Annotated in this window: 19 protein-coding genes; 7 read left to right on the top strand and 12 right to left on the bottom strand. The window is 54.6% G+C overall.

What is annotated here, in order from left to right; all coding sequences use genetic code 11:
- Positions 1-5: 5 nt before the first annotated feature.
- Together ACR0IU_RS10245 and ACR0IU_RS10240 are read right to left on the bottom strand one after the other, a co-directional pair.
- Positions 6-671, bottom strand: coding sequence for a DsbA family protein (locus tag ACR0IU_RS10245; RefSeq protein ID WP_319545439.1), 666 nt, complete (start codon positions 669-671; stop codon positions 6-8).
- Between the two features lie 14 nt (positions 672-685).
- Positions 686-1,192: a DUF721 domain-containing protein gene (locus ACR0IU_RS10240; RefSeq protein WP_480716175.1), complete on the bottom strand. Its 507-nt coding sequence runs from the start codon at positions 1,190-1,192 to the stop codon at positions 686-688.
- 150 nt (positions 1,193-1,342) lie between these two features.
- On the opposite strand from ACR0IU_RS10240, the gene ACR0IU_RS10235 reads away from it, so the two are divergent.
- Together ACR0IU_RS10235 and ACR0IU_RS10230 are read left to right on the top strand one after the other, a co-directional pair.
- Positions 1,343-2,329, top strand: a complete 987-nt coding sequence (locus ACR0IU_RS10235) for an A/G-specific adenine glycosylase (protein ID WP_480716344.1) — start codon at positions 1,343-1,345, stop codon at positions 2,327-2,329.
- A 59-nt stretch (positions 2,330-2,388) separates the two neighbouring features.
- Positions 2,389-3,525: an alkane 1-monooxygenase gene (locus tag ACR0IU_RS10230; protein WP_480716174.1), complete on the top strand. Its 1,137-nt coding sequence runs from the start codon at positions 2,389-2,391 to the stop codon at positions 3,523-3,525.
- Between the two features lie 78 nt (positions 3,526-3,603).
- Here ACR0IU_RS10230 and ACR0IU_RS10225 read toward each other — a convergent pair whose 3' ends face one another.
- The 4 genes from ACR0IU_RS10225 to ACR0IU_RS10210 form a co-directional block, all read right to left on the bottom strand.
- Complete coding sequence (locus ACR0IU_RS10225) at positions 3,604-4,992, bottom strand: adenylate/guanylate cyclase domain-containing protein (protein ID WP_480716173.1); 1,389 nt, start codon at positions 4,990-4,992, stop codon at positions 3,604-3,606.
- Positions 4,993-5,131: 139 nt separating this feature from the next.
- The gene (locus ACR0IU_RS10220) at positions 5,132-6,235 is read right to left on the bottom strand and encodes a site-specific DNA-methyltransferase (RefSeq protein WP_170476318.1); all 1,104 of its coding nucleotides are present in this window, start codon (positions 6,233-6,235) and stop codon (positions 5,132-5,134) included.
- Between the two features lie 105 nt (positions 6,236-6,340).
- Positions 6,341-6,958 (bottom strand): ribonuclease HII, encoded by a 618-nt coding sequence (locus tag ACR0IU_RS10215; protein WP_480716343.1) that lies wholly within the window; start codon positions 6,956-6,958, stop codon positions 6,341-6,343.
- Between the two features lie 110 nt (positions 6,959-7,068).
- On the bottom strand, positions 7,069-7,548 hold the full coding sequence (locus ACR0IU_RS10210; RefSeq protein WP_480716172.1) for a hypothetical protein: 480 nt from the start codon (positions 7,546-7,548) through the stop codon (positions 7,069-7,071).
- A 176-nt stretch (positions 7,549-7,724) separates the two neighbouring features.
- Here ACR0IU_RS10210 and ACR0IU_RS10205 point away from each other — a divergent pair, with 176 nt between their 5' ends.
- From ACR0IU_RS10205 to ACR0IU_RS10195, 3 genes are all read left to right on the top strand, one after another.
- Positions 7,725-8,012 carry a hypothetical protein gene (locus tag ACR0IU_RS10205; protein WP_170476327.1) on the top strand — a complete coding sequence of 96 codons (288 nt, stop codon included), beginning with the start codon at positions 7,725-7,727 and terminating at the stop codon, positions 8,010-8,012.
- Positions 7,984-8,685 carry a winged helix-turn-helix domain-containing protein gene (locus ACR0IU_RS10200; protein WP_480716171.1) on the top strand — a complete coding sequence of 234 codons (702 nt, stop codon included), beginning with the start codon at positions 7,984-7,986 and terminating at the stop codon, positions 8,683-8,685. The genes ACR0IU_RS10205 and ACR0IU_RS10200 overlap by 29 nt, the downstream gene beginning before the upstream one ends.
- A 90-nt stretch (positions 8,686-8,775) precedes the next feature.
- On the top strand, positions 8,776-10,335 hold the full coding sequence (locus ACR0IU_RS10195; RefSeq protein WP_480716170.1) for a DUF427 domain-containing protein: 1,560 nt from the start codon (positions 8,776-8,778) through the stop codon (positions 10,333-10,335).
- A 152-nt stretch (positions 10,336-10,487) separates the two neighbouring features.
- Here the strand turns inward: ACR0IU_RS10195 and ACR0IU_RS10190 are convergent, their stop codons facing one another.
- The 6 genes from ACR0IU_RS10190 to ACR0IU_RS10165 all read right to left on the bottom strand — a co-directional run bounded on the left by ACR0IU_RS10190 (position 10,488) and on the right by ACR0IU_RS10165 (position 14,203).
- Positions 10,488-11,285: a DUF1217 domain-containing protein gene (locus ACR0IU_RS10190; protein WP_480716169.1), complete on the bottom strand. Its 798-nt coding sequence runs from the start codon at positions 11,283-11,285 to the stop codon at positions 10,488-10,490.
- On the bottom strand, positions 11,282-11,683 hold the full coding sequence (gene flbT / locus ACR0IU_RS10185) for a flagellar biosynthesis repressor FlbT (RefSeq protein WP_170780864.1): 402 nt from the start codon (positions 11,681-11,683) through the stop codon (positions 11,282-11,284). The genes ACR0IU_RS10190 and flbT overlap by 4 nt, the downstream gene beginning before the upstream one ends.
- On the bottom strand, positions 11,683-12,057 hold the full coding sequence (flaF, locus tag ACR0IU_RS10180; RefSeq protein WP_170780865.1) for a flagellar biosynthesis regulator FlaF: 375 nt from the start codon (positions 12,055-12,057) through the stop codon (positions 11,683-11,685). Before flaF ends, flbT begins: the two co-directional genes overlap by 1 nt.
- A 75-nt stretch (positions 12,058-12,132) precedes the next feature.
- Entirely contained in the window at positions 12,133-13,380 is a 1,248-nt protein-coding gene (locus tag ACR0IU_RS10175; protein ID WP_170545302.1) for a flagellin, read from the bottom strand.
- Between the two features lie 210 nt (positions 13,381-13,590).
- A complete protein-coding gene (locus ACR0IU_RS10170) occupies positions 13,591-13,938 on the bottom strand; it encodes a flagellar biosynthesis protein FlgN (protein WP_480716168.1) in 348 nt (115 codons plus the stop codon).
- Entirely contained in the window at positions 13,931-14,203 is a 273-nt protein-coding gene (locus ACR0IU_RS10165; protein ID WP_480716167.1) for a rod-binding protein, read from the bottom strand. The genes ACR0IU_RS10170 and ACR0IU_RS10165 overlap by 8 nt, the downstream gene beginning before the upstream one ends.
- Before the next feature lie 113 nt (positions 14,204-14,316).
- Here ACR0IU_RS10165 and ACR0IU_RS10160 point away from each other — a divergent pair, with 113 nt between their 5' ends.
- Together ACR0IU_RS10160 and ACR0IU_RS10155 are read left to right on the top strand one after the other, a co-directional pair.
- Positions 14,317-15,537, top strand: coding sequence for a flagellar hook-length control protein FliK (locus tag ACR0IU_RS10160; RefSeq protein ID WP_480716166.1), 1,221 nt, complete (start codon positions 14,317-14,319; stop codon positions 15,535-15,537).
- Between the two features lie 3 nt (positions 15,538-15,540).
- On the top strand, positions 15,541-16,206 hold the full coding sequence (locus ACR0IU_RS10155; RefSeq protein ID WP_480716165.1) for a flagellar hook capping FlgD N-terminal domain-containing protein: 666 nt from the start codon (positions 15,541-15,543) through the stop codon (positions 16,204-16,206).
- Positions 16,207-16,274 lie beyond the last annotated feature (68 nt).

Here is a 16,274-nt window from a genome sequence, read left to right as displayed (position 1 = left end):
AGGGATTAGCTGCCCAGCTCGTCTTCGATCAACTTCTTGAAGTCGTCATAAGACTGGTTATCAACCTTCTTGCCATTCACGATGAAAGAGGGTGTCGCCTGAATTCCATCACGTTCAGCGTTCTCTTGGTACCAGGCTACCAACGTCTGCGCGCGGGTGCCGTCCTGCAAGCAGGCTTCAAGTTGATCATTGTCGATACCTGCTAGACGACCAATCTTGCGCAGCTCCTCAACGATTTCGGTGGGACCTCCGGCGCGAGTCCATTCGGACTGACCTTCATACAGCAGATCGGTAATGCCAAAGAACTTCTCGGGGCCCGCACACCGCGCCACCATCGATGCCCAAAGGCCATAGCGGTCGAAATACACCTCGCGGTAGGTGAACTTGACCTTGCCCGTGTCGATGAAGTCCTTCTTGAGCTGCTTATACGCGCCCTGATGGAAATTCGCGCAGTGCGGACAAGTGTATGATGCATATTCGATGATCTCGACTGGCGCGTCTTCCGCCCCCTGCACCATCTCAACGATGGTTGACGTGTCCAGATCCGCCTCTTGCGCCTCGGCGGTACCGACAAGCGGGTTAGAAGGGATCGTATTACTCGACGTTGTCAGCCAATAGCCGCCAGCGGCTACGGCGACAGCCGCACATATTACGGTTGCAATCCGGCTCATTCCTCAGCCCTTTCTTAGCGTTTCTGTCTGGATAAAACGTTGCGGCCCAAACGTTCAAGGGCTGCACGCAAATCTTCATCATGAACTGCGCGCGACACATTGTCGGCCTCAGCTGCAACTTCTGGTGAAACAACCGGTTTTGTCTGTTTCGGTTTATGATCGAAACTCGCCTGCCCCTCGGCAAACCCGGTCGGTGCGGTCTGGGTGATACGTATCCGATTGATCGCGTTGTAGCCATAGACGGCATTCACCTTGTCACGGAGCTGCTCTTTCTGCATCTCCAGCATTGGCGCCTGTGGCCCGGTTGTCAGCACCGTCAGAGTCGCCCCAAATCCGCCCTTGGCGTATCCTACATTCACCGGCCGGGCGATCGACGCGATGTCCTGGCCCACAATCTCGGCCCAATGAGTCAAAAGGCGCGAGACGGCAAAACCCCGGCTTTCCCCGGCCTGCCTGATCCGGTCATTCAGCAAAGTGGCGGTGCGCTTGAACCCGCGGGTCGAAGAACGTCTGCGTTGCATCTGGTTTCCAACTCTTGCGCGGCTATTGTAATAAGCTGCGACCTGTGCGCCAGTGAAACCCGACAGGGAGTTACATAAAACTTGCGTGACTGCACCGAAATCGACCTGAGCAAGACGCTGTTGGACTGGTACGACCGCCACGCGCGGGAAATGCCGTGGCGGATTGGCCCGGTGGATCGCGCCGCCGGTGTCATGCCTGATCCCTATCGGGTCTGGCTTTCCGAAGTTATGCTACAGCAGACCACCGTAGCCGCTGTGCGCGACTATTTCATCAGATTCACCACCCGTTGGCCCACTGTCAAAGCCTTGGCACAGGCCCAAGACGATCAGGTCATGGGCGAGTGGGCTGGCCTTGGCTATTACGCCCGCGCGCGCAACTTATTGAAATGCGCGCGCGTTGTCGCTGCTGAGTATGATGGTCAATTCCCCGAGATATACGACGCATTACTGAAACTGCCGGGAGTTGGGCCCTACACCGCTGCTGCTATTGCAGCGATTGCATTTGATCAATCCGAGACTGTTTTGGACGGCAACGTCGAACGAGTCATGGCGCGGTTATATGACATTCACGATCCCCTGCCTGGTTCAAAACCCCTATTGAAAGAAAAGGCCGCGTCACTGACACCACCTCTGCGGCCCGGGGATCATGCTCAGGCGGTTATGGATTTGGGCGCGACGATCTGCACCCCTAAATCTCCAGCTTGCGGGATTTGTCCACTCTATGCGCCCTGTCTGGCGCGGGCTGCGGGTACGCAGACAGAATTACCGCAAAAAACACCCAAAAAACCGAAACCAACACGGTTGGGTCATATCTATATTGCCCAACGCAGTGATGGTGCTCTGCTATTGGAACGCCGCCCCGACAAAGGCCTGCTGGGCGGCATGTTGGGCTGGCCCGGCTCGGACTGGTCCGACGCGCCTGTAGAAAATCCTCCGTTCCCGGCGCGTTGGCAAGAAATACCGGGCGAAGTGCGGCACACTTTCACCCATTTTCACCTGATCCTGCGTATCTGGACGACCAAACTGCCCGATGGGTTTACTCCGGATGATTTTGTGATCATGGACAAACACCAGTTCAAACCCAGCGACTTACCCACCGTTATGCGCAAGGGGTTCGATCTCTGGCGCGGCCAATAGACCGCTGTGCAAAACACAAAGAGCGGTCTACTGTTCGGGCAACGTTTTGGAGCCCCAAGATGATTGCATCTGACACCCTCTCTCGCTGGCAATCTGCCGTTCCATTTTGGGTCTCATACCTGCTGGTCCCACTCATTTGGATAACTTCTTTTGCTGGTGGTTGGTGGGTCTTGCTTGTGCCTCTTTCAACTTGGTGGGCCTTCGCTGTGCTGGATCAACTGACGGGGCTTAACTTGGAAAATGCCGACCCGGATGCGCCAGATGAAGAGCTGGACTGGTATATTTGGCTGACCAAAGCATGGGCTCCGGTGCAGTTCCTCACGCTTTACGGACTGATCTGGTACACGACCCGCGCAACTGGTCTAACCACAATCGAAAAAATTGGCGTATTCTTCGGTATGGGCGTTATTTCAGGCACGATCGGAATCAATTACAGCCACGAGTTGATGCACCAGAAAGGCAAGCTGGAACGATGGCTGGGTGATATCCTGCTGTCGATGGTGCTTTATTCCCATTTCCGGTCCGAGCATCTGCTGGTCCATCACCGCTATGTTGGCACCCCACGCGACCCTGTGACCGCACGCTACAATGAAGGCTTCCACCGCTTCTATCCGCGCGTCCTGCGCCAAAGTCTGAAATCGGCGTTTCACGCGGAAGCGAACAAACTGGCCCGCAAAGACCGCCCCTGGACAGCTTCCACGAACCCCTTCTGGCGGTATTGGGCCTTGCAATCGACCATGCTGCTTCTGGCGTACCTGCTCGGAGGATGGGCCGGGCTAGGCTTGTTCCTGCTGCAGGCAGGTACCGCGATCTGGCAGCTAGAATTGGTCAACTATGTCGAACATTACGGCCTGACGCGCAAATATCTTGGCGACGGGAAGTACGAACACGTCCACCCGCGCCACTCGTGGAATGCGTCGCATAAAGCGTCGAACTGGCTACTTATCAACCTGCAACGCCATTCGGATCACCACTACAAACCAAGCCGCAGGTTCCCTTTGCTGCAACACCATTCTCAGGACGCCGCCCCGCAACTGCCGTATGGGTATCCGGTCATGACAATTGCTGCGATGATCCCACCATTGTGGCGACGCATCATGAACCCCAAGGTCCGAGCGTGGCGACGTCAATACTATCCCGAGATCGCCGACTGGCAGCCCTATAACAAGGCGCAGAACCCTCTGCCTCGCACCTAACCGCAGCACGCGCCAGCGTGCTGCCCGGCCCAACAGGAAGGATCGCATCCTTGATGCGGTTCTGACAGGCGGGAGCCCCTATTTTTGGAGAACCCAAAAATCCATCGGGGCGGCGACACCGCGCACCGTCTGATCCGGCCGCTGTTCAAATCCTGCCATCAAGTCTTCTGAGTTCGGTGTTTCTTGCAACGCTTGGGTGCGCAATGCATCGCTGATAATTATGCGGGCAGCGCATTCGCGCGTCATGGCCTCAAGCTTTGCAGCAACATTTACCGCATCGCCTATCACGGCGAACTCCAGCCGGTTCGCTCCGATATCACCCAGGACAACTGAGCCATAGTGAACCCCTACTCCGATCTGAATCTCTGCCTCGCCGGCGCGTTTGCGATCAATATTCCAGCGGTCGATCATATCGACCATCGACCGGGCACAAGCCAATGCATTGCTAGCATCCAATTCACCCGGCAGCGGTGTGCCAAACGTAGCCATCAATCCGTCTCCAAGATACTTGTCTAGCGTTCCATGATGGCGAAACACCTCTGTTTCCATCCGCGCATGGAACCCGCGCAAGACCTCGATAACCTCATATGGATCGCGCCCCGCAGAAAATTTGGTGAACCCAACGATGTCGATGAAAAGAACCGCAATGTCTTCTTTGCGGACCTGCTTCAAAGGCTCATCGTTCTGGCTGAGCTCATCAACCACATTCGGAGAGAAATAGCGCGACAAGTTCGCGCGCTCACGTTCAAGCCCGGCATTCGACATCAACAAGCGATTGAGGCGCCGCATCGAAACACCAAGCGTCACTGCAACCATGACAAAAACAATCACCTGCTGAATACGAAGCGTCGGCATGAAACTGTTGGGATCCATGAATTCTGCGACGTCTGGATAACCTGCCAAGGCCTCGGATACGCGCTCGCTGATCCCTGGTATCGGCGTGGAGACCCACCATGCGATCACCCAACCAGCTGTCCACATGAACGCCGTCCAAGTTCCAATCGCGATGACGGTACGCCAGGAATAGGCAAGAGTCCCTGCAGCTAGAATGATGAAGAAATACTGGAAGTTGTCGAACCGATACTGCATTGCCAGCGGCCGCACGTCGTCGCTGAACGGGTTAGGAACGATCATACCCAATGTCATGATCAGCAAATCAATGAAGATCAAAAATAGCTCTGTTCGGGATTGACCAACGCGCCCCGCACGTCGGATCAGCCAACCATTGGCGCAGATCAGCAACAGAATGAAATGGTACCAGAGAACCTCCCAGTGAGGATTCAAGTAAATCAGCAATAGCGCTGTAAAGGCCATTGCGATCCAACGCGCCCGAACGGCAAGCTCCAAACCCTCACGCTTATTTCGTTCCAGCGCGGCTTCGGTGTACTTGTTGTCTAGGTCATAATTGTCCGGCTGCGTGAAGAACAGTCTGCTCAGACGAGATTGACTGGCGGTTGTCTCGGTCATTGCATCGGTCTCCCATATGCGCTGTCAGGGGCTACCCTATGCAATCATCCTATAGAGGAAAACAAAAGACCCCGCCAAAACGGCGGGGCAAGGCTTAGTGCCTTGTGTCAGGCCACAGGCACCGGCGGTATTGAGTAAATCAGCTATGCATCTCTGATCGGATCTGCTGACGCAGCACATCAATTGGCACAGTCTTGCCATCGCGTTTGAAGCACCAGTAAGTCCAGCCATTGCAGGACGGCGCGTTTTCAAGATGCGCCCCCACTTGATGGATCGAGCCCTTGACGTTGTCGCCTACCAACGTCCCATCCGCGCGTACCTTGGCCTTGTGGCGCTGGTTCATGGAATAAAGCTCCTCACCCGGTCGCAGCATGCCGCGTTCGACCAATTGGCCAAATGGCACGCGTGGCTCGGCGCGTTTGCTGGCGCTGACTTCCAGCGCCTCGCGGTCGAATTTACGGACCTTGGCGATGCGCTTTTCAGCCACCTTGCGATAGCTTTCTTCGCGTTCGATACCGATGAACTCTCGCCCCAGCATTTTCGCGACAGCACCCGTGGTGCCAGTACCAAAGAAGGGGTCGAGCACAACGTCACCCGGATTGGTCGAGCCAATCAAAACACGATGCAGCAGTGATTCTGGCTTCTGTGTCGGGTGCGCCTTGTCGCCATTTTCATCCTTCAAGCGCTCGTGCCCAGTGCAGATCGGCAGCACCCAATCGCTGCGCATCTGTACGCCTTCATTCAGCGCTTTCAGCGCTTCGTAGTTAAACGTGTATTTCGCACCCTCACGTTTGGAGGCCCAGATCATCGTCTCATGCGCATTGGTGAAGCGCTTGCCGCGGAAATTCGGCATCGGGTTCGATTTTCGCCAAACCACATCATTCAGAATCCAATAGCCCGCATCCTGCAGGGCGGAACCCACGCGGAAAATGTTGTGATAAGACCCAATCACCCAGATCGCACCATTGGGTTTCAGCAAACGATGCGCCGCTTTTAGCCATTCACGCGTGAACTGGTCGTAGGCGCCAAAGCTTGAGAATTGATCCCAGTGATCATCGACCGCATCGACTTGAGAGTTATCGGGCCGGTGCAACTGGCCTTTCAACTGCAGATTATACGGGGGGTCCGCAAAAATCAGGTCAACCGACGCCTCGGGCAGACTGTTCATCGCCTCGATGCAGTCCCCGGATAGAATCGTGTTTAAAGGGAGCGCAGTTGCGCCCTTCGTCTTGATTGTGGTCATATCACTGCCTCAGTTCCACGGCGCTTTTGCGCTCATTTGGTTGAGACAAGGATGAGTCAAAGATGATTCGCCGTCAATTTCTTTTTTGAATCAGCGACTTACGATTTACTCTTGATACAAGATATTGTGGACCGGTTTGAACGAACGTCTATGGTGTGGGGTCACCCCGAGATTTCGCAGCGCCTCGCGGTGCTGTTTTGTCGGATATCCGGCATTTGCCTCCCACCCGTAGCCGGGATGCTGTTGCGCCAAATCCACCATCAACTGATCGCGCCAGGTTTTCGCGATGATTGACGCCGCCGCAATCGACACCGACCGTGCGTCGCCCTTCACCACCGCCTGCGAGGGCAGTTTCATCCCGCGCGGGATCAGGTTTCCATCGATCAGCAGAAAATCCGGTGCAGGGTCGAGCGCCGCGACCGCACGCACCATCGCCAGATGTGAGGCGCGCAGAATGTTGTGCTCATCTATCTCGGCGACTGTGGCTTCGGCCACCGCGACCTCTGCCCGATTGCGCAATGTCTCATCCAAACCAACGCGACGTTTGGCCGTCAGTTTTTTGGAATCGTTCAGCCCGTCAGGAATATCCTGCGGATTCAATACCACCGCTGCCGCAACAACCGGCCCGGCCAATGGACCACGCCCAACCTCATCCACCCCGGCAATTCGGGTGTATCCGCGCGGCAGCAAAGCCCGTTCGAGTTCGAAATCAGGTGTCGTCATACCATTGGCAAACCGCGTTTCCTTGCCGGGCGCAAGAAAAAAGAAGAGGGCAGCTTGCGCCACCCTCTCCCGCGTGGCGCTTCTGTGGCGCCACTCCTGCTCGAAACCAGTTACTGGTAAACGACGCGGTATCCTCTCTGGCGCAGGCAGGCGGGTTCGTATGCCCGTTTTACCCTTTTACCATTCCAGAAACCAACCTTGCATTGGTGTGGCAGGCTGTCGGCATGTTTATAGTGCTTCTTAAGGCAGTTCGGCCCAAGCAAGGGACGATTGCTCGAATAGGCATTGAACGTGCGCAGGCAGCGCTGCGGCAGATCATAACGGGCCACCCGCTTTGGCAACGGGCGTACAGCATGTTTTTTCTTGGCCTTCTTCGCCTTGGCTTCAGCCTTCTTATGACGCTTGCGGCGTTCTGCCTCTTCGTCGCGCTTTTTCTCTTGATGATAGTGGTTGACCGCAGCACCTATGATCGCGATTGCAGCCAATCCGCCGAGAATATCTCGGGTATCCACCGCGCGTGCCTGTGACGCTGAGATCCCGGTGATGGCGACGGCGGTTGCGATGATCAGAGCAATGAACTTCCGGTGCATGATACGTGTCCTTTCGGATAATGGGGCAGGCCTGTTAACGACCGCAAAACTGATGACCCGACATTGCGACCTCCCCCTTCAGACAAGCAATAACGGCAATCTGTTATCCAATATCAGCACCTCAAAACCCCTGAGGTTATTGAATATCCGCCCAACCCATGCGCAGGATGCAGCCCATGAAACAGATCCTATCTTCTCTGGCTCTGACGGCCCTGATATCGGTTGGGTCGCAGGCCGTCGCGGCAGATTGCTTTGCCGACTACAAAGCCAAGCAGGACAATCCCTTGCGCCTGCACTATGGCGTCATGCAGGTCTCAAGCTGCGATAAGGGCTCGGCCCGGAACGAAGTCGCAAAGCGGCTGAAATCAAACGGCTGGACCCTGCTGAACGTGATGACCGTTTTTGAGGCGAATGGATTGGATCAAAGGAAGGCCAATGCCGGAAAATTCTATCTCCGTTACTGAAGCACGCCGCTCGGGGGTTCGGCTGGTTGGTCTGGGGATAGCGGCAATCGTCGCGATCCTGGTGACTGCAGCGGTTTTCCTGTTCTGGACGCTACCGGATGCGAACGCTTTCAACGCGCGCGTCGAGCGGTTGTTTGTCGAGTCTGACCTTACCTCACAATCCGAAATCCGCCTGCTGGAAATACTGGCCCAATCCGGCACAGCATTCGCCGATACGCTGTCCAGCTATAGGATGGTGATTTTTGTCCTGTTGGTATTTGCAACCGCGATGCTGATCACTGCGTTGGTATTTCTGGTTATGCTGGTATTGCTGAATCGCCGCATGGCTCAGATTGAACGGACCGGGATTCAGGTGACCTCGCTGCTAATCAGCCGGGAGGAAAACACGGTCTACCTCAACAACATGGATTTCAGGCTGACTCCCGCAGCAATGGAAACCCTCTCGGTACTAGCCGAATCCCGGCTGGATGACGAAGTTCTGTCCGGTGCGCAGATCGAAGCCATGATTTCAGGGCGGAACGTGGTCGATTGCGAAGAAGCCGCCGGGGCCACCCGTATCAAACGCCTAAGGGACGCACTCGGCAATCAGATGGTCAGTGAATTGCTGGTGAAAAACATCGCAAAAAAAGGCTACATGTTGTCGATCGAAAAAGACGTTATTCAGATGGTCTGACTGCTTCACCGCGGTAAAATCTGTGTACACATCTTGGAATCGTCACCCTGAAGGCCCATCATATAAGAGCTTGGCCAGGGGAGGTTGCAGATGAACGTCCATGCCACACCAAATGTCAAAGGCTATGGTATTTCGGTTGAACCGTTAAAAGGGCGGATTGCGATCTACCGTGGTGATATCCTGCTCGCTGAAAGCCATAACGCCAAGGTCATGTATGAAACGCGGCTGCCCCCTGCAGTTTACATCCCGCGTGAAGATCTGTGCGTGGAACTCAGCCCCGAGACTGAGTTGCAAACATTCTGCCCCTTCAAGGGCACCGCAACCTATCACGACATCAGCCTGCCGGAAGAGCACTTGAGAAATTCGATCTGGGCCTATGAAGATGCCTTTCCCGAAAGCGCAGCCATTCAAGGACATATCGGCTTTATGCCCAACACGGCGACGCGAATCGACCTTGGAGAAAACCAACTTCGGCAACCCGATGACGGCAATATCAGCGGGCCTTTGATCGACTGGTTGATGCGCGGAGCGTCGGATATCGAAACACCCGATGCTTTCACCAAAGCACTGGCCGAGAAAATGCTGGAACACGGCATCGCTATACAGCGCCTTAGCATCCTGGTCTGGTCGCTGCACCCGTTGATCGCAGGCAAACACTACATCTGGGAAAAGGACACGGCCGAGATTTCGACACACACCCCGACCTACGAGATCCACGATCATCCTGCCTTTACCAACAGCCCACTGCGCCACGTCTCAAATGGCCTGGGCGGCGTGCGTCAACGCCTGAACAACGACAATCCCCATAACAGTTTTCCGATCATCGAAGATCTGCGGGCGAAAGGGGCAACAGACTATGTTGCCATGCCACTACCCTTTTCAGATGGGCGAATAAACGTCCTGACCCTGACCAGTGATCACCCAGATGGATTCACAACAGAAAACCTTGGCCTGGTTTTTGAGTGCTCTTCCGTAATCGCGCGCTTCTACGAGGTCTTCATGCAGCGCGAAAACGCCCAGGTTTTGCTTGAAACCTATGTTGGCAAACGATCGGGTGCTCGGGTTTTGGGCGGTGAAATTCGCCGAGGTGATGGCGATGATATCGATGCGGCCATCATGTTCTGTGATCTGCGCAACTCAACCTCGCTCGAAGAGACGTTGGGCCGCGATGAATACATTGATTTGCTGAACGCGTTCTTCGAAACAGTATCAGGGATCGTGCACGATCATGATGGAGAAGTGTTGAAATTCATCGGCGACGCGGTACTGGCTGTTTTCCCGGCGGGTGACGACGCCGCTAAAGCCCGGACCAACGCGCAGCTCTCCGCGATTGAGATCGTCGAGAAACTGGCTGAGCTGCGCAACGGCGAAAAAGACTATCATTGCGATTGCTCAATTGGCGTCGCCTATGGTCGTGTTACTTACGGCAATGTAGGCTCACAAGAGCGGCTGGATTTCACAGTGATCGGACAAGCGGCGAATATCGCCGCCAGACTAGGGGAATATGGCAAAACAGCCGGTCACAGAATCGTTGTATCACACGATATCGAGCCCGCCTGCAAACAGGCCATCCCGTTAGGAGAGATCAAGCTGCATAACGTTTCGCAACCGATTAGTTCTTTTGCACTGCAAGCTTCTGCAGATATCTAACCGGATACTTAAATTGTTAGCGGATACGACGCGTCGAAAGATCTGAACACCTAGTTGCTGAAGCCTGGTCTTTAACACACTCGAATTCACGCTTCAGAGCTTTAGCGATTTCTGACCCAGATCGAACTCCGTCCGAGATCCGGAATTTAGTATCAAAACCCGCCACCCAGCAGGATCAAAGCCGTCTGTGCAGGTGAAGTTACACTCTGGATTTGCGCGATCTGGCTGCGGGTCAGATAGGTATCTGTCATTTTTTCGATGGCTTCTATGTCCTTAAATTGCGCCAGATCCGAGGATCCGGTGGCGCGATGCAACCGATCCTTAAAGACTTCAAGTTGTTTGTCTAAATCCAGCTGTGCAAATGATCTGGGCAGGCCTAATGCCGTTTCCATCATATTGCGCAACGGTGGCAATCCCATAATGTCGAACCATTTTCTGTTCTCACTTCCACCTTGTTGAGCTATCTCGCTCAAGGCGTGCTGCGTGAATAATGCGATGCGCATCGTTTCATCAGATTCACCAACCGATATTTCGAACCGAGCGGTCAGATTATCTTCGGCGATCTTCTCCATCGCGCTGACCAAACTCGTCTTGGGAATCTCACCCGGCCCCAATCCAAAAGCTTTTGCAAAGTCACGATATCGGTTGTCAGCCAACCTGTTCGCCAGCGCGTCCTCCGCCTGAGTACCGTCCGACAGGATCTTTTGAATGAAAAACCGATTGTTCAGATCATCTTCGAGGCCAAAAGCGCCCAAGGCGATCTGTAGCAAGCGACGATCAGCAACCAGATCTTCAGCCGAGCGAACATTTCCTATGTTTTTCAGAAAATACGCTGTCTCACGCTCATTAATCGACGAGTTCGAAAAACTTTGCAGTTGCGCGTCATACGTCCGCTGAAGAAATCGCCAGCCCACAATTCCACCGTTGGGTACGACCGGTTGAAAGGTCATTGCTCATACGCCATCAACCGCTCTTCTCGTGGCAATAGAGAGCGCAACGCTTTTAGGCACTTATAGTATTGCTCAGCCACCAACGCTTCTGTGGCATCAGCCAACACCCGGCGGCTATCGGTATCTGTAAAGACCTGGCTCAACTCCTCTACGCGTCGCAGCAACTGCTGACGCGCCTGATCGGGTTCTGTGTCACCAGACAGCACAAGCTGTGCCGCATAGCAGACACGACGCACTGGGGTGTTTACCTCTTCAGGGTGAATTGCATCGCGCAGACGCAGAACATTGGCTTGCGGTGTCATGATGGAAAATCTGCTGCGGCGGTCACCATTTTCGATGACGACACCGTTGATCAGAACCCGCTCTTTTGGGGCAAGCTTTAGCACCAGACCGCCCATCAATTCCCCCTCATTTGACGCAGTCCTCGCAAGACTGCCATGTTGATTTCAAGCAGCGGCTCTACTGTCGCTTTGTTTCCCAACACCCTGCTGCTGTGTTGTTCCGTGAATTCAGCGAGATAAAATATTCGAGCCCGCAGATTGGTCGGCAGTGCGTTATCGGCATCCGCAACATCGGTCGCCAACACGATCCATAACCGGCGGTTTTCATGCAATGCCTGGACGAAGGCACTAAAATCCGTTTCCCTGCGCGCTGCCGCAGACTTTAGGCGATGTGTGATTTTTGAAATCGCCTCATATTCCGTATCCTGGGGCGTTCGCGTCGGTGCTGCAGATTGCGCATAAGCGCGTTGGGCGAGCGTTTGCGGAGTCACTTGAAATCCTTCCGATTGTCCATCAGCGGGCAGTTAAGGCCGGGGCACGGCGCGCGCCCCGGCTAAGTTCCTGAATTAGCGGAACAGCGACAGGATGGACTGCGGAGCCTGGTTCGCAATCGAAAGAGATTGCGTCGCCAGTTGTTGTTGCACCTGCAGAGCCTGCAACCGCGCCGACGTCTCTTCCATGTCGGCGTCGACCAATGAGCCAATACCGGATTTGAACGAGTCCGCCAGGTTCGAGATGAACTCTTTCTGGGTTTCAATCCGGCCCTGCGACGAACCAAATGCGGCCGATGCATCAATCGCGGTGTTGATCAGTGTCTCGATGGTTCCTAATGCTGCCGCGGCACCTGCATCGGTCGATACGTCAATCGACGACAACGCACCTAAACCGCCTGCTCCGGCATTGGTGAATTGCGCCGAAACGGTCACATCGCGATCTGCGTCAGCACCCGCTGTTGCAGTCCCGGTAACGAATGAGAGCGTACCCGCCGCGCTGGAGTCATAGTCGATAGCCACACCGGTAATACCCAAGGCATCAATCTGGTTCTTCAACCCAACTGCGACAATCGCATCAGTATAAGCTGAGTCGTAGGTGCCCGACGGGTCCAGATCTCCAGCTTGAACCGTATAGGAAGCAACTTTGTCACCGATGGTAATCGACACCTGGTCACCAGCAGCAAAGTTGTCAGTCGAGCTGTCGATAACGATATCACCCGAGCCGCCGGACTTATCCATTGTGAACCCGGCCGCATCATTGTCGGTGGTTACGTTATCCGACCCCGCCAGAACCCCCTTCGACGCATAGCCGCCGGTCGACAAATCCTGGCTCGCGACCGAAATTGATGATGCATTTACGTTTCCGGCGCTATCACGGTCCAGCGACGCAAGAATGGATGCTGTACCTGCCGACCCATCGACTAGGTTTAGACCATTGAATTGCGCCGCGCCTACGACCGATGCGATCTGGTCCCGCAATGCCGTCACATCGTCATTGATCTTGCCGCGGTCGACGTTGTCTTCCTGTGCCGCGACAATCTTGCCTTTCATCTGGTTTAGCAGATCTGTAACCGTTTCCGAAGCGTTCCGTGCAACTGCCACTGTGGATTCACCTAGCGCAAGGCTGTCCTTGATTGCGTTGAAACCCTTAACGTCCGATTCCATCACTTTGGAAATAGCCCAGACGGCAGAGTTGTCCTTGGCCGTCGCCACATCTTTACCGGTCGAAATCGCGTTCTGCGTCATCGCCAGGTTCTTGTTTACGGATTTGAGAGTTTGCAGCGCAACCATTGCGCCATTGTTCGTCAGAATGCTGGACATATTTGTCATCCTCTTTGCGTTCGGGCGCCTTCGACGCCCATGTTGGACCCACCGAACCGGCGGGCGTTCCGTCGTTCTGACCTTTGCGTCGCGCCTTGTGGCCTTCGCGCCACCTGCTGTTCCAGGTGCAATCCCAACTTTGACCCTGATCCCCTAACGGAGTGCTAAGACGAACAAATCCAAAGCTTTGGATTTGAATAAAACCCAGCCTTATGCCCGCTTCTCCAGCTTTGCCTGCAAGCGCACCGAATACCCATTCCGCTGACCCGCCGCGTCATAAGTACTGAACTCCTGACGCACGCGACGCAGTTCCGACATGCGTTCAGCGACGGCGCGGATGCCGTCGGCTGCACTGGTCAACAGTGCCTGATTACGCACGACTTTCATCTGAACACGAACAAAGTCGTCGCTATTAATGACTTTCAGTCCGTTGAGAGCATCAATCAGGTCTTCTTTTTCGAGTGCCAATCGGTTCAGGTCGTCAAGATCGCCGCCTATCAATGCCTTACGCTCCTGATCCAGAAGATCTTCCAAAGCCTTTATCGGATTTTCACCCATCGGCCTTCTCCATCATTGCATTAAAGATAACCTCTGACAGGCCAATTCCACCGGCGCGGGCCATCTGCTGGGCCTGCTGCTGAATTAGAAACGAAGAAAACTGATCTTCACCTGCGCCTCCTCCGAACGATTGCCGCGCCCGCCCAAGGCCCGCGGATTTCAACATCTCGGCGAGAAAGGTCGCCTCAAGCTCGATTGAGGCAGCTCTAAGCTTATCTGAAGCTTGAGCGGTCGGTGTCGTTGCTGCAATCGCCGATATCGACATTGAATTCTCCGTAAATTGCTTCGAACTTTCATGATCAAAGAGGAAAGCAGTTAAAATAATTGTAACCTCCTGAGGTCAGAGTCCGGGTCAGGCAAACACAGCCGGAGCAAGAAATGTCCAACCCGCTGACCGTTTTGACGGCCTCAACCACAACAGGAAGCAAATCCGATGCCCAGCACGGGGGGGCGCGAGAGAACAAGGGAGCTCAGGCCTTTGAGGACGTCATGAACGAAGAGGCCGAGTTGAACGATCCTGAGAGCTTGCCAACAATTTCAAAACAGAAAGTCGCAGTAGAAGAACAGCCGGATGTCGAAATCAACGACTCTGTTAGAACTACTGAGAAACCACTATCCCAAAACGGTGATGAGGAGTTGCCAAATCCCGAGGCTGCGTTTCCGCAACTGTTGACGCTTGCGGACAGCGAATTGCAAGCGCCAAGACAGTCGGAAATAGCAGTACCCTCGCCCGCTGTAGATCCGGTGTCTAATCAGAACATATCCACTTCACCAACCGATCAGACAAATAGGTCGACAACAATAAGTTCGACCACCCCTGCAGCGTCCGAAATCTCGCCTGCGCCGGAACAAATATCCGATAAAGTTAAAAAACAGGTGCTCACACGCACGCTAGGTCGGTCCGGGATCAGCCCGGATTCGAATGCACGCCCAATTCAGTCGCGAAATTCGGCCGAAGTCGGCATCCGCCCGGATTTAGACACACCGATCACGTGGGTATTTAAAGTAGTCTCGCAGCAGCAAACAGCTAGCGCCACAAATGCGCTGATATCGGCCCAAGCCACAAATATAGCTCCTGTGGACACAATCCGCGAACCTGCAACAGACCACGAGATTCTCGATACTCCGACACTAAAGGAAGCCACATCTGTGCCCACGCAGCGGGAAACCATGGGCATAACACCATTTATACCCCATCGCGCCGAATATGCCCGCGCCATTGCGGGCCAACTGGCAGCCGTCATCTCAGCAAGGCCTGGCGCTCAGGGCGTAGACATCGCCCTCAACCCCGAGGAACTGGGCCGCGTCTCGATCACATTAACCAACCGTGAAGATGGGTTGCATCTGATGATCATGACGGAACGGCCAGAAACGCATGATTTGATGCGGCGGCACATTGCGCTGTTATCCGCTGAATTCGAGAAACTTGGATACCAAGGTATGTCACTTGATCTGGGCCTGTCCGGTAACACAGCCGAGCAAGAAAAAGACCCCGAGGCGCAGCAGTTCTCTGACACATCGGAAGTCGCTGTTGATGAGACTCATAGTGCACCAACAATTCAATCCGGCCCGCGTGGTGGCCTTGATGTGAGGCTTTAAGCGATGATCACCCCGTCGAGTTCAACCGCAAATCCAATCGCCACCTCAGAGGTACCCAGCAACGCGCAACGTTCTGCTTTGACGTCGGATTTCGAGACATTCCTGCGCATGCTGACGGTACAGGCACGAAACCAGGATCCGCTGGAACCATTGGACTCATCAGAATATGCCTCGCAGCTCGCGCAGTTTTCGATGGTCGAGCAACAGGTCAAGGCAAATGAACTTTTATCTGGTCTGGCTTTGACGTTGGGATCGGTCAATCTGAACCAGCTTGCCAGTTGGGTTGGGATGGATGTTCAAGTTGCCGCACCATTTCAGTTTGAAAATCAGCCCGTTACGCTCTTTGCCAGTGCAGCTCCTGATGCAACCAGAGCTGAACTGATCATCCGCAACACGCAGGGCGACGTGGTCGACCGAATTACCGTACCCGTCAATGAAACCGAATTCGAATGGCACGGTGTTGACAGTACCGGCACCGCGTTTCTGGCAGGGAGTTACTCTGCGTCTCTCGCAAGCTATAAGGGAGACAAATTGCTGGCCGAAACCCCCACCGCAGCTTTCGGCCGCGTTGTTGAGGCCAAGGTTGGTGACGGCGCGGTCATGTTGAAACTTGAAAGCGGAGCAGAAGTATCTGCGGATGAGGTTACTCATATACGAACAGGTGCTTGATCTGTTGGGCGGCGCAGGTCAAAGCTTGGCAAAATCGACTCGCTGCTCAATCTGGTAATTTCCCTGTC

Source organism: Ruegeria sp. CL5, from assembly GCF_056536485.1.
The sequence above is the reverse complement of the archived record's forward strand: the minus strand, read 5'-3'. Positions and strand labels throughout refer to the sequence as shown.